The sequence below is a fragment of the Spirosoma soli genome (assembly GCF_042684525.1).
Lineage (GTDB): Bacteria > Bacteroidota > Bacteroidia > Cytophagales > Spirosomataceae > Spirosoma > Spirosoma soli.
Genome location: NZ_JBHULN010000014.1, coordinates 117,730 through 131,898 on the forward strand (window position 1 = coordinate 117,730; position 14,169 = coordinate 131,898).

Here is a 14,169-nt window from a genome sequence, read left to right on the forward strand (position 1 = left end):
CCATTGCGTTTAGATGATAGTGACCTTCGATAAATCGGCTCCCAGGCCTTTGAGCACGACCTGTGTCAGTTTATCCATCGTCGCGCCGTCAAAGCACATGGCTTTTTTCTTTGACATGTGTGCCGAACGGAAAGACACGTTTTTGAGTATTGCGTCTCTAAACGTAACTTCATTGAGTGTCGTCCCTTCAAACTTGACGTTAATAAAGGTCTGTCCATCCAAGCACAGGCCCCGTAGATCAGAATGCCGAAAGTCTACGCCGTCGAAGATGCAATTGTCAAAGACTGTTTTTCTTAGGTCGGTAGAGGTCAGCTTAACGTCGGTCAGTGTTATACCAGTAAACGTCACCCCGTCCATCCCCGACGCACTGAAGTTGGTGCGCACAAGGATAGATTCGTTAAAACTCGCATTCTTAAGGTCAATACCCGATAAATTGCAGTCGGTTAGATTCGCACCGTCAAAATTGGCTTCACGCAGATCGCTGCCTGCAAACGAACTGCCGGTCAGGTCCGCACCGGCAAAGCTGGAGGCACGTAATGCGCTTCCCTTAAAGTCTCCTTTATGTGCAGTAACCCCCGCAAAATCGCTTTTTGGCAGGTCGCTACCACTGAAGTTCATAGGTAGTGCCTGCTCCTCCGGCGAGAGGGCGAGATTATTAACCTCCTGGGCTGTTTGCTCAATACTGTCACTACTAATTTTAGAGGCCGTTCCACTGTCCGCAGGCGCTGTATCAGCTGAAAAATAGTTAAGGTCAACCCCTAAAATTTTCGCGAGCCGATTGATAGTAACGATGTCAGGAATTGATTCCCCGCGTTCCCATTTTCCAACGGCTTGTGGACTAATAAATAGATGTTGAGCAAGCTCGGCCTGGGAAATGTTTATCTCCTTCCGCGCTTTGGCAATCTTGCTGCCAATCATTTTAGCATCCATACGTAGCGTTTTTTGTTTGATTTTTTGACACTGCAAAGGTATTCGGATGCATTGCTGGCAGTAAAAAAATGCAAACACTTATGGTTGTACTTACGCTACCTATGGTTGTTTATGACAACTATAAGTAGTATGCAGGCCGAAACCTTCAAAGAAAAGCAACAAAAAAGCACCGCCGGTACCGGCGGTGCTTTGGATGAATCCATGCAGAGACCTACTTGAAATCGTCGTAGAAAAAGTGCTCCGAGACGATTTTGCCGTCCCGGACTTCAAACACGCCGATTTGCTCTTTCACACGCCGGGCCTCTCCTTTCAGGGTAACGTCCATACCCATCGCGCAGGCGAAATGGAAGGTTGACACTACAGGTGGGTTACAGAAACCACCGTGCATTTCTTCGACCATCTGCTGGTAGAACCGGTACTCTTTTTGGCGCATGGCGTCCAGCCCCTTCACCCATAACGGTAGCTGCGAGGCATTCGCCGGTTCAACACTCACCGCGTCGAGCGCGTACAACTCATCCTGAATCTTTTCCAGCTCTCCTTGTTGAGCCATCTCGTAATACCGGTCAGCAACCTGTTGTGTTGTCATCGTACAGTGTTTAATTTATTGACAGCACAAAGGACGCGGGTCCGGGTGACAGCCGTATGTCAGCAGGCCTACTACTCGTTGCGCAAACTATTCACCGGATTCATCAAAGCCGCTTTGATACTCTGGAAACTAATCGTTAACAGTGCAATACCAATCGCCAGTAGACCCGCAAAAACGAACGCCCACCCGTCGATGTCGATTTTGTAGGCGAAGCTTTGCAACCACCGATTCATAGCGTACCAGGCAATGGGGCTGGCAACCACAATCGCGATGAGCACCAGCATCATAAAGTCTTTTGTCAGCAAAGCTACGATTTGAACCACCGAAGCCCCCAGTACTTTTCGGATGCCAATCTCCTTAGTCCGTTGCTCGGCGGTGAACGCGATCAGACCGAAAAGTCCAAGACAGGCAATAAGGATAATCAGGATAGAAAACCAACTGAGTAGGGTTGTGCCTTTCTCTTCCTGCTCGTATTGCTTGTTGAAGCTTGTGTCCAGAAACGCAGCTTCGAACGGATAGGCAGGGATAAGGGAAGCCCAGGCCGATTGGACAACCGCTACATCCGAAGGCTTTAGCCGAACCAGTACATTAAGCGGATTATCCGTTTGGTAATACAAAAGAATGGGCTCGATTCGGTTATGAAGCGATGCGAAATGGTAGTCGCTGACAACCCCAATTACCTGTTGGTTGAGGGAGTCATGCGCGGATGTTTTCACGATCTGCCCAACGGCCTGATCCATCCGCCAGCCCATCCATTTGACGAAGCTCTCGTTTACAATCACCGCGTGTTTTTTGTCACTGGTTAGGTTAGGGTTGAAGTTGCGTCCGGCCCGGAGTTTGATTCGTAAGAGATTGAGATAGGCTTCGTCGATGTGGGCGGAAAAAACCAGTTGCTCGGTTCGCTGGCCGCCCGTTTCTTTAATGACGCTCGCTTTGGCTTCGTTGGTAATCGGGCTTAATCCCAACGATACGGCATCGATACGGCTGCTTTGGCCTAGGGTTGCTTTCAGCACAGACATCTTTTTACGAATCGTTTCGTCGGCCGGGACGCTTACAATAAGTACCTGTTCCTTAGCGAACCCCGGATCTTTACTGCGTAGATAGCGTGTCTGTTGTCGTACGACCAGCGTACTAACGATTATGATGACCGAAAGGGTGAATTGCAAAATGACCAGCGATCGGCGGGTCCACTGACGACCGATTCCGAACGATTGTCCTTTGAGTATGTTTACTGGCTCAGGTGACGATAAAATGACCGCCGGATACAGGCCGGTTAGTAAACCCACCAGGCTCAGTACACCCAGGCCAACGGCCACCAATGACCAGTCGGGCATGGTCAGCGGAATACCTGTGAGCTGTTCAAACACTGGTCGAACGCCTAGTATCACGGCGAATGACAGAAGGGTGCTCATCAGCATAATCAACAAAGCCTCACCCAAAAATTGGTTGACCAGCTGACGCTTACTGGCGCCCATTACTTTTCGCACCCCAACTTCTTTGTGACGTCTAGTGGATTGAATCACGTACAGATTCATGTAGTTGATGCAGGCCACAAGCAGAATAAATACGGCCACGACGGAGAAGACGATCAAATAAAGTCGATTACCCTTGGGCGTATCATCGAACAAACCACCAACGAAATGCAGCGCAGTCAGCGGCTGTAGTTGATGTTCAATCTTGATATCGTTTCCTAGCCCTAATGCCTTAACGCGGGGGGTAACCTGAACCTGGTCAAATTGGGTTAGCTTTCGGCGGAAATTGCTGGCCTGGGTGTGGTCCGCCAACAGCACGTAGGTGAAACAGGACGTATCGAAAACGTCTTCGACTGTGGCTGGTGCATTTTGCCAGGAAAGTAAAATCTTAAACGTCAAATCCGTGTTGGCTGGAAGGTTTTGCAACACGCCGGTTACCGTATAAGGTTGCCCATTCAGTTGTAGAATTTTTCCGATCGGATTGGTTTCTCCAAAGTACTTCTCCGCTATTTGTTGGGTCAGTATCGCGCTGTTGGGCCTATCCCAAGCGGTTTTGCTGCCGAAAAGTAGGTGGTAGGAGAATACGTCAAAAAGGCTTTTGTCAACTTGATACACGTCCCCTTCGTTCGTCAGTTCATTGCCTTTTCGGATGGTTGCAACGGGGACGGACTTGAACCGGACGGTTTTCAACACTTCGGGGTACGTCTGCTGTAGTCGAGGGCCAACATCCGCGCTCGATAAGGCCAGGCCATCGTCCGAGTTTGTCATCTTGAACCGAGTGATGACACGATAGATTGAATCGGCGCGTTCGTGAAACTGGTCGAAGGTTAGTTCGTTCCAGACATACAGGGTAATTAGCCAGCAAGCGGCCATGCTGACCGATAGCCCGGCGATGTTAATTCCGGTATAAAGCCGATTTTTAACGAGGGTGCGCCAGGCAATCTTGAAGTAGTTCGTAAGCATGAAATGTCCGTACTTGGTTGGGTAGCCAAGGTACGGACATTGTTGATAGACAGGTTGTTAAAAAAGGTTAAGCTACTTTGGCGGCTACTCGGTTCGTAAGCTCTTCACCGGGTTGGCTAGGGCTGCTTTAATGCTTTGGAGACTGACCGTCAGTAATGTAACCAGCAGGGCTCCCAAACCCGTCAGGGCGAAAATCCACCACGGTATTCCAGTACGGTACTCGTATTTTTGGAGCCAGTTAGCGAGCAGGTAATACGCCAGTGTTGCCGCGATGATAAAGGCGATGCCAACCAGATAAATAAACTCCCTGGACAGTAAGCTCCACACGTTGAGTACCGACGCGCCCAGCACCTTGCGGACGCCAATCTCTTTGGTCCGTTGCTCGGCCATGAACGAGGCCAACCCAAACAGGCCTAAGCAGGAGATGAATATGGCGAGACCCGCGAAAATACCAGCCAGTTTACCGATCAGGGTTTCGAGGTTAAACTTGGCCGCGTAGTTCACATCGGCGAACTGATAGCTGTAGGGGTACGAGGGATTGTATTTATTGAATAAGGCCGTCATCTGCGTAAGGGCTTGCTGTGTTGACAGACGGGGCGAAATGCGGTATAGAAGAACGTTGAGCGAACCGGGCCTGCTGAAAAACAGAGTAGGGTCTGCCTGAGCAAAGGGCGACTGCATCAAGGCGTCTTTGGCTACCCCGACAATTTGCAGCTGCCGCCCTTGCCACTCAATGAACTGGCCAACGGGATGCGCCAGGCGCAGTCGCTTCATAGCCGCTTCGTTCATAATAACGCTGGTCGTGTCGTTTTCGCTCGTGAAATCCCGCCCTTGCGCCAGCGTCATGCCTACCGTTTTAAAGTAATCTTTAGCCACCTGAATGATACCCATTTCCACCGTTTCACCGGCGTTTTTGCCTGGCCATTTCTCTACGTCGGTATGCCACCAGATGTCGGTAGGGGGGCTTGATGACTGTGATACACTTTCGGCAATGCCATTCCGGAGTAACTCATCTTTCAGGATAGTGAAATTATTTCCTAACTCAGTGTTCAGGCCGGTCGTCATCAGGCGGTTGACATTATATCCGATTGGCCTGTTCTTGGCGTGTTGGATTTGTCGAAAAACGACAACGGCGCTCAGAATCAACGCGATGGAGCAGCTAAACTGGGCGATGACCAGGATTTTGCGGGGCCATGAAGCCGCTCTGCCGACTTGCATCATGCCTTTTAGAACCCTTATGGGTTGGAAAGACGACAGGTAAAACGCGGGTACGCTACCTGCTAAGAGAGCCGTAATCAGAAGGCAGCTCAGCAGAGCCAGCCAAAACTCACCCTTTGCGTAGGGAATGGCTATTTGGCTATTAATCAGTGCATTGAAGGCGGGTAGTGAGAGCTGTACGAACAGGAGTGAGAACAAGAAAGCGACCAACGTGAGAAGGAACGATTCGGTCAGAAATTGGCTGATAAGTTGCTGCCGTTGCGAGCCAACTGACTTTCGGATGCCCACTTCTTTGGCACGCTTAGCGGACCGGGCGGTGGTCAGGTTGACGAAATTGATGCAGGCAATCAGGACAACCAGCATACCGATAAGAGTAAACATACGGACGTAGTCGATGAATCCACCCGTTTCTTTTCCGTTCTGATAAGTTGAATACAGATGCCAGTTTTGTAGTGGCTGAAGAATGACCACCGAGTTCATGGCGTTTACATTGTTTGTCTCGGTGTGTTCAATAAGGGCAATTTTAGGGGCTACCTGTGCGTAATCGACACTGGATTTGAGCTTGATAAAGATCTGATACGAGTTATCGCCGAAGCTGCCGCTGCGGGCCATACGGGCGTTGTCATCTGTCGCTTCGTAATAGCTAAATGGAACCAGAAATTTGAATTGTAGGGAAGAGGTCGTCGGGAGGTCTTTTAGGATACCAGTCACTTTTAAGTCGTTCTGGTTATCGAACCGAACGGTTTTGCCCATTGCAGGCTCGTCACCAAAAAATGCTTTGGCGGTTGACTCGGTAAGAACAATCGAATAGGGATCTTGCAAGGCGATACTAGCCTCTCCTTTGACCAGCGGATACTGAAACATCTTCAGAAAGTCGCTTCCGATTCGGGCTCCGTTCATGTAGAACTTTTGGTCGCCAACTTTGAGGCCATGAGGTTCCATGTAATCGCTTTCGGCAACATACTCAATCTCCGGTATCTGATGGCGCAGAGCGTCAGCTAGCTTGAGCGAGGTCGTTGCAAAGGTGAGCGTATCGCCATTGCTGTTATAGTTTCGCTTTACCTGATAGAGTTGCTGATAGTTTGGCAGAAACTTGTCGTACGAATACTCATGAAATACCCATAGGCCAATGAGCATAGCAACGGCCATGCCAACGGCTAAGCCCGAAATGTTGATGAATGAGTAGCCTTTTTGGCTGACCAGGTTACGCCAGGCGATTTTGAGATAACTACGTAACATAGCTGTATTCGTTGGATTTGGGTACTGCCGGTACGCCGGATCAGAATGTTTATGTTTGATAAACTCAGGTCTCATATACGCCAGTGCCTCGCGCCAGTACGTAGTTCGGGCTTTGCGCTCGCCTAGCCGCTGCACCCGTAAGGCGTAGCGCTCGTGAATGTCGCCCAATACCTCCTCGCGCAGGTGCGGAGCCACCAGCTTAGTGAGCAGCTTATCGAGCCATTTGGGCGGAGGTGTTGGGTTTGGGTTCATGGGGTTGGGCCTAGGGCATGGGGCACAGGGCGGAGCTTATCCTAAGCCCCATACCCCCGTCCCTTCGCCATCTATTCGCTGCGTAAACTTTTCACTGGGTTCACCAAGGCCGCCTTAATCGCCTGATAACTGACGGTCGCTAAGGCAACGATGATGGACAAGATCCCCGCTATGATAAACATCCACCATTCCACATCAATGTGGTAAGCAAACTCTTGTAGCCATTGATGCGTAGCCCACCAGGCCAGCGGAAAGGCAATGCCATTAGCGATTAAAACCAATCTCAAAAAGTCTTTGGAGAGCAGAGCGGTAAGGTTCAGGACGCTTGCCCCCAGCACTTTCCGAACACCTATTTCCTTGATGCGTTGTTCAGCGGCATAAGTAGCCAACCCGAACAGTCCCAGGCAGGCAATGAAAATGGTAGCCAACGCTACCCAGATCAGCAGGGTTTCCCGGCGCTGATCTTCGGCGTAGAAACGGGCCAGTTGCTCATCCAGAAAGTGATATTCCAACTGGTGCGTAGGATCAATACTGGTCAGAACGTCGTTCATTTTGGCCAAGGTTGCCGGAATAGCCTTGCCTTCAATTCGGGCTGTATAATAATCGATCGGATAGACCGGATTCTTCTGGTAAGCCAACACCAGCGGGGCAATCTTTTCGCGTAAGGATTGAAAATGAAAATCCTTTACAATTCCGACGACTCTTGCGTTAAAAGGTTGGTTTGCCTCGTTGAGTGGGTTATAGCTTCCGCCCATTGCTCGGGCGGGTATCTCAACTTGCTGCGCCGAGGCCTCCCGGATACCAAGTAGTTTGGCGGCTGTTTCGTTTAAGATGACGGACGTCGAATCGCTCATTCCGCCAAAATTTCGACCGTTCAGCAACTGTACTTCAAAGGTTCTGGCAAAGTTTTCGTCGGCTCCAATCAGATAAGCGATTTTGTGTTCGTCGGTATTTCCCTCGGGCCTGATTTTGACCGTAGAAATAGTCTTCCACTCGCCCGGTACTCGCGAGGTCGCCGACACGTTTTTGACGGTTGGAATCCGGCTAAATTCGGCTTTGATGGTCTCGGCACCACTCCGTACTTTACCACTGTTGATGTCGACCACCACTAAAAGCTCTTTGTTGAAGCCCAGATTCTTGTTGTTGGCAAACCGAACTTGCTGGAAAAGAACGACGGTGGCGATCATCATGACGACCGAAATCGTAAACTGGAACACGACTAATCCTTTCCGCAGTGACAGATCGCCCTTGCTTTGCAGTTTAAGATTCTTCAGCAACAACAGAGGGCTAAAACGAGACAGTAAAAAGGCGGGATAACTGCCCGATAATAAGGCCGTTATAACCAGGGCAACGAAGGTATATAGCCAAATCCGATAATCACTATAAATGCCTAACGAGAGTTCTTTGTGAGTGAATTCATTAAAGGCAGGAAGCAGTAGATTGACTAACACCACAGCCAGCAGAAAAGAAATAGCCGTTACGACCAGCGATTCGGTCAGGAACTGATGGATGAGATGACTCTGAAACGCGCCACTGGCTTTACGAACACCAATTTCCTTCGACCGGTTGGATGCCCGGGCCGTGGCGAGGTTCATGTAATTGATGCAGGCAATGAGCAGGACAAACAACGCGACAATCGCAAAGATTTTGATGTAAAGCAGAACGCCCTGGCTCATCGCTTCTACGTTACCGTTTCTGGCGCCATCCTCAATGTTTTCGGAGTGCAGATGCATGTCAGCGAGGGGTTGCAAGGTATAGGTCATCGAATGCCCTGCTTCCCATTTTACATTGGCATTGAGTAAGTTATTGATCTTCTGAGCCGCGACTTCGGGATTGGCTTGTTTTTTCAGCAGAAAAAACGTCAGGAAATTTTGCTCATCCCAATCAGCTGTCCACTGAGCAAAGTCGTCGCTGTTGGCGATGGTCGCTTCCGAAATGATCGAGTTGAAGTTAAAACTTGAATTACGGGGGTGATTTTTCAGGACCGCCGTTATCTTCAGCGGTTTATCGGGCATAAATTCAACGATGACGGTCTTGCCGACAACCTGGGTGGTGTTGAAAAGCCGCTGCGCTAATTCTTCGACAATAACGATGGAATTAGGCTCTTTCAACCCTGACTTACTGTCGCCGTCAACGGCTTCGAAGTCAAACACTTCCAGCAGCCCCGAGGAACCAAAGGCGATTGTTTCCTGAAACGTATTCTTGTTTTCCGGGTTCGAGAGATTGGCTCTTCCAACTCGGTTAATCCGGGCCGAGTTTTCGATTTCGGCAATCCGTTTCTTCGATTCTTCAGCCACCTTGTAGCTCGACGCTGCAATAGTCAGATCTTCGGTAGGTGTTTTTTTATGCTGAATGGCCCGGTAGATCCGGTTTGTTCGGCTGTGTTGCTGGTCGAAGGTCAGTTCATCGAAGAGGTACAATCCGATCAGTAAAAAACAGGTGACGCCGAAGGTTAAACCGGCCACATTTAGGCTGGTGTACAGCTTGTGTCGGCTCAGGGTTCGGAAGGCAATTTTGAAATGGTTGCGTAGCATGACTACATTAGTTGGGTTTGGATATTCCTGTATTTGTCGTTTAATCATCGATGGCCTAACATACCCCAACACTTCCCGCCAGTACGTCCATCGCGCCCTTCGTTCGCCCAGCCGCTTGACTCGCAGGGCATACCGTTCGTGGATGTCTCCCAACACCTCCTCGCGCAGGTGCGGAGCTACCAGCCGGCTGAGCAGCTTATCGAGCCATTTGGGCGGGCCAGCCGGTCCGCCGTGGTCTGGCATTCCGATGCTGTCTCGGGGAGTTGGTGATGTGTTCGGGTTCATAGCGTTGGGCTGGATACTAAGGGCGTGGACTTGGTGGGTATTATCCTTGGCCCCCGGCCCCATCCCCAAACAGGTTAACTCCACTTGAGTATCGTTTGCGGAACAATGCGTTCCCAAAGCCGCGTCCTAACCGAATGTACTTCGTTCAGGACGCGTCCACCGAGGGCCGTAACGGTGAACAAGCGCTTGCGTCGGCCACCGCGTTCGGGTGTTGCCTCGCCGAGTTGGGAGCTCAGGTAGCCTTTCTGCTCGAGACGTTGCAGAGCCGCATGGACGGCTCCCGTGCTGACGGTCTGTCCAGTCTCTCGTTCGAGTTCTTCGGCGATAATTACCGAATACGCCTTGGGCGAGAGTACAGCTACGGCTAGTAAAACGACCTCTTCAAACTCGCCTAAATCACTCCGTCGCATGGGCAGTAGGTTAATGTGATGGTGTTTCGCTTTATTACTTCTATTTCTGTATGTCAAATGTCTTGCCAGAATGGGAAACCGCACGTTAGGCAGCGTACAGGCCCATTTCTGATATTTGTGTAGCGATGAGGTGTCCAAAAACGGACAAGCGTCGTACGGTCGCGGACAGGCTTGGGTCAAACAAAAACAAGCCGTCGGTGCCCGAATTTGGGCTGACGGCTTGTTAGGTAGCCCGAACCAACGGTTCGGGTACAGTTAGCGCATCAACACTTCGTCGATGAAGCCGTACTCTTTAGCTTCTTCGGCTTTGATCCAGTAGTCGCGGTCGGCCCTGCGCTCGAGTCGTTGCTGCGCCCGCAACAGCACTTTATCGTCCGACATAGCAGCCCATAAGAGTCGCGAGACCTGCTCAACCTCGGGGAACCCAGCCTGCAAGGCGGCTGCGTACGGTGCTCCCAACATAGGCCATTCCTTCCCGTCACCCGATGCCGATACTCCCTTAGTGTTGGCTAAATACAGATCATCAACCCGCTGGTGATGTTTGTCCTACGACAGTTCGCTACGGATATAGAGCAATAGCAGGATGCAACAGGCTATGCCGGTTGACAGTCCAACGATGTTGATAGCGGAGAACGTCTTGTTGCGTTGAAAGTTACGCCAGGCGATTTTGACATAATTGCGTAGCATATCGGGACTTAATGAAAAAGCTTCAGGGTATTCACTTGCATGCTGTTTACGTTTAGCCGCACGTCGTTTCAGGAAATACGGTCGGCAATACCTGAGCACTTCCAGCATGTAGAGCCGTCGCGCTTTAGCCTCACCTACCTTGGCCACCTGTTTGGCAAACTGCTCGTGCAGATCGCCTAATAACTCTTCCACCAAGTCTTCTGGCAGGAGTCGCTTCAACAGGCGGTCGGCGAGTGGCGGAGGGGCTAAGGGACTGGCTTTACCCTTAGCCCCATGCCCTCAGCGATTTATTCCGTTCGTAAGGATTTAACCGGATTCATCAGTGCAGCCTTGATGGCCTGGTAACTCACTGTCAGCAGCGTAATCAGCAAAGCACCCGCGCCCGCGATGACAAACACCCACCACGAAATGTCCGTGCGGTACTGGTATTTTTCCAGCCAGCCGCTGAGAAAATAGTAGGCGATAGGTGTGGCGATAAGCAGCGAGATGAACACCAGGAATATAAAGTCTTTGGACAATAGCCGCCAGAGGTTGACCACCGACGCGCCCAGCACCTTGCGAACGCCGATCTCTTTGGTGCGTTGTTCGGCCATAAACGACGCTAAGCCGAAGATGCCCAAGCAACTGATGAAGATCGCTAACACGGCGAAGAAGCTGGCCAGCTTGCCAATCCGCTGCTCATTGCCGAATTTTTTGGCGTATTCGTCATCGACGAATTGGTAGTTGAACAGTGCGTCAGGGCTGTACTTCTTAAATACTGTTTCAATTTTAGCCAAAGCATCCTGCGTACTTACGGCTGGATTAATTCGGACTACGACGAACTCGTCATAATCCCGTGATATAGAATAAATCGACGGCCTGATGAGGTCATACGGTGACTGCACGACCACGTCTTTGATGACGCCGATGACTTTGAACGACCTGCCCGCCCAGCGAATAATTTCGCCCACCGGGTTCTTGAAGCCCATGAACTTAGCTGCAGCTTCGTTGATGACAAACGCTAAAGAGTCGGACGCATAGTCTCTGGAAAAATCCCGCCCTTCCTTAAACTGCCACCCGACGGTTTTGCCGAATTCTGGTGATACTTGCGTATGCGGAAAGTCAGTAGCCATGTTGGGGTCTTTACCTCGCCACTCGAAGCCGCCGTTCGTGGACCAAACTGCCGTAAGGGGGGAGCTTGTATAAGCTACTTCAGTGACCGCCCCCGCTTTCTTCAACTCATCCCGGAACACGTCAATGTGTTTGTAGGCTTCTCGGGCCAGGCCGAACGTGACTAAGCCTGACCGATTATAGCCAACCGGGCGATTCTGCGCGTGTTGAATCTGGCGGAAGACGATGATGGTGCCAATGATTAGTGTCACGGAAACGGTAAACTGAACAACGACTAACACCTTGCGCGGAATAGCAGCAAAGCGACCTATCCGGAACGTTCCTTTCAGAACCTTAATGGGCTGGAACGACGACAGGAACAAGGCCGGATAACTGCCCGCAACAAGGCCCGTCGCGAGGCTAAACCCGATGCTGGCCAACCAGAACCAGGGGTTTGCCCACAGGATAGACATCTTCTTGTCGGCTACTTCATTGAACGTGGGCAGGATGAGTTGTACCAGCAGCAGGCACAGCACAAAAGCAATGGCGACGACCAGCAGCGATTCGCTGAAGAACTGGCTAATCAACTGCGTACGAACCGAGCCGACAACTTTACGAATACCTACTTCCTTAGCCCGCTTCTCAGAACGCGCCGTGCTGAGGTTCATGAAGTTAATGCAAGCCAGCAGCAATACGAACACGCCGATGATGCCGAACAGCCACACAAATTCGATGCGACCACCGGCATTAACACCGTTCTTAAAATCGCCGTACAAGTGCCAATCCCGCATCGGGTGCAGAAAGAGCTGGGGGTGGTACTTGGAATCATTTTTAACCCCATACCGCAGTTTGGCGTCCTTGATCTGGGCAGATGCTTTATCAAGATCAATGTTACTGGCCAGTTGAACGAACGTGGGAAAGCCGTTCATGCCCCAGGGGTTCTCCATTTGCTTCAGCCAGGGTTCGGCAACCAGGTTTAATTCCCAGGGCGCAATGAAGGATAAATCTTTGAACTGCGAGTTGTAAGGTAGGTCTTCGTACACGCCCGTCACTTTGGCGTCCACCTTATTGTCGATTCTCATTAGCTTACCAAGCGGATCGGCGTCGCCAAAGAACGCTTTAGCGACCGACTCCGACAGCATGATGGAGCTGGGATCTTTCAGGCCAGCCCGTGTGCCTTTCAACATCGTCAGTGTCAGCATTTCGGGAGCGTCGGAGCCCATGTAGGAACCGCTTTTGATCAGCTTATTGTCACCGGCTGTTAAGACGTGTCCACCGATCCAGGTCGATATAACTACGTGCTTGAACGAATCACCGTACCTGTTCGCCAGTACGTCGGCCATTACGTAGGGCATAGACTCCCACGTTTGTACATCGCCGTTAAACGTCTGATTCTGCATCACCTGCGCGATTCGGTCGTAGTGCTGATGCGATTTGTTGGCGGATAGTTCGTCCCACAGCCAAAGCCCGATGAGCATTGCTACAGCCATGCCGGTCGCCAGGCCAGCGATGTTGATGAATGAGTAAACCTTGTTCTTGACGAGGTTTCGGAAGGCGATCTTGAAATAGTTGCGGATCATGTCTGGACTTAATGAGTAAGGTTTAGCGTAATAATCAATCCGTTGATCTTTGTGCCTATGGTGCTCTGCGCGTCGTTTGAGAAAGTACGGTCGACAAAATTTGAGGACTTCAACCATGTAAAGCCGTTGCGCTTTTGCCTCGCCAAGATCAGCCACCTGCTGAGCAAACTGCTCGTGCAGATCACCCAGCAGCTCTTCGGCCAGGTCGGTCGGAACAAGCCGACTCAAAAGTCGGTCGGCCCAGGTGGGCGGAGTGGTTGGTAAGTGCTTTGCCATGACTTACGACCAGGAAGGTTTAGGAATAGCGTTCCAGAGTTCGTTACGTACTTCGCGCATTTCGCCGAGCGTTTGTTTACCGGCGGCTGTGATCGTGAACAGTCGTTTCCGTCGACCACCGCGGGCGGCCGTCGCCCCACCTAGCTCTGATCGCACGAAGCCTTTCTCTTCTAATCGGTACAGGGCAATATGTACCCCACTGAGGCTGATGGTGCGGCTGGTACGTTGCTTGAGTTCGGTGGCTATGGTTACGCCGTAGGCCTGACCTTCCAGCACGGCTACAGCCAGTAAGACCAACTCCTCAAATTCACCTAAATAGGATCTGCCCATAGGGTCGATTCTGGCTTGCTGTATTTGCTTATATTTTGCTAAACAAATGCCTTGCCAAACAAAGAAACGGGCAGTAGTAGCCTAAAAACGCGTGTTTGAGTTATATAGGATAATGGATTATGTCCAGAAACGGACAGGTTTCGTACGGTCGCGGACAGTGAGAAGTTTTACTGAACCGAGTAATCGTCACTTGGCGATACGGTCTGTGATGAGCGCGCGTCAGGGCCGGAAATTCGTTGCTGGCGGTGGGCCAGGCTGGCTCGCCTTGCCGTAACTCAGGGACACCTGCGGGCGCAGGTTTTTGCCAAACTCAGTCAC

The 14,169-nt window shown here is 50.9% G+C and carries 9 protein-coding genes and 1 pseudogene; all 10 read right to left on the minus strand.

The window, feature by feature from the left end:
• Nucleotides 1–9: 9 nt before the first annotated feature.
• Entirely contained in the window at nucleotides 10–966 is a 957-nt protein-coding gene (locus ACFSUS_RS20500) for a pentapeptide repeat-containing protein (protein ID WP_381525616.1), read from the minus strand.
• A gap of 175 nt (nucleotides 967–1,141) precedes the next feature.
• Entirely contained in the window at nucleotides 1,142–1,516 is a 375-nt protein-coding gene (locus ACFSUS_RS20505; RefSeq protein ID WP_381525617.1) for a SnoaL-like domain-containing protein, read from the minus strand.
• A gap of 71 nt (nucleotides 1,517–1,587) precedes the next feature.
• Complete coding sequence (locus ACFSUS_RS20510; RefSeq protein ID WP_381525618.1) at nucleotides 1,588–3,951, minus strand: ABC transporter permease; 2,364 nt, start codon at nucleotides 3,949–3,951, stop codon at nucleotides 1,588–1,590.
• Between the two features lie 84 nt (nucleotides 3,952–4,035).
• Entirely contained in the window at nucleotides 4,036–6,660 is a 2,625-nt protein-coding gene (locus tag ACFSUS_RS20515; protein WP_381525619.1) for an ABC transporter permease, read from the minus strand.
• A gap of 71 nt (nucleotides 6,661–6,731) precedes the next feature.
• Nucleotides 6,732–9,479: a permease prefix domain 2-containing transporter gene (locus ACFSUS_RS20520; protein WP_381525620.1), complete on the minus strand. Its 2,748-nt coding sequence runs from the start codon at nucleotides 9,477–9,479 to the stop codon at nucleotides 6,732–6,734.
• Nucleotides 9,480–9,553: 74 nt separating this feature from the next.
• Nucleotides 9,554–9,889: a PadR family transcriptional regulator gene (locus tag ACFSUS_RS20525; RefSeq protein ID WP_381525621.1), complete on the minus strand. Its 336-nt coding sequence runs from the start codon at nucleotides 9,887–9,889 to the stop codon at nucleotides 9,554–9,556.
• Nucleotides 9,890–10,144: 255 nt separating this feature from the next.
• Nucleotides 10,145–10,351: an ATP-dependent Clp protease proteolytic subunit gene (locus ACFSUS_RS20530; RefSeq protein WP_381525622.1), complete on the minus strand. Its 207-nt coding sequence runs from the start codon at nucleotides 10,349–10,351 to the stop codon at nucleotides 10,145–10,147.
• An 84-nt stretch (nucleotides 10,352–10,435) separates the two neighbouring features.
• Nucleotides 10,436–10,807, minus strand: a pseudogene (locus ACFSUS_RS20535) (permease prefix domain 2-containing transporter); the annotation flags it as partial.
• A gap of 56 nt (nucleotides 10,808–10,863) precedes the next feature.
• On the minus strand, nucleotides 10,864–13,521 hold the full coding sequence (locus tag ACFSUS_RS20540; protein ID WP_381525623.1) for an ABC transporter permease: 2,658 nt from the start codon (nucleotides 13,519–13,521) through the stop codon (nucleotides 10,864–10,866).
• 3 nt (nucleotides 13,522–13,524) lie between these two features.
• Nucleotides 13,525–13,851 carry a PadR family transcriptional regulator gene (locus ACFSUS_RS20545; protein ID WP_381525624.1) on the minus strand — a complete coding sequence of 109 codons (327 nt, stop codon included), beginning with the start codon at nucleotides 13,849–13,851 and terminating at the stop codon, nucleotides 13,525–13,527.
• Between the last annotated feature and the right edge of the window lie 318 nt (nucleotides 13,852–14,169).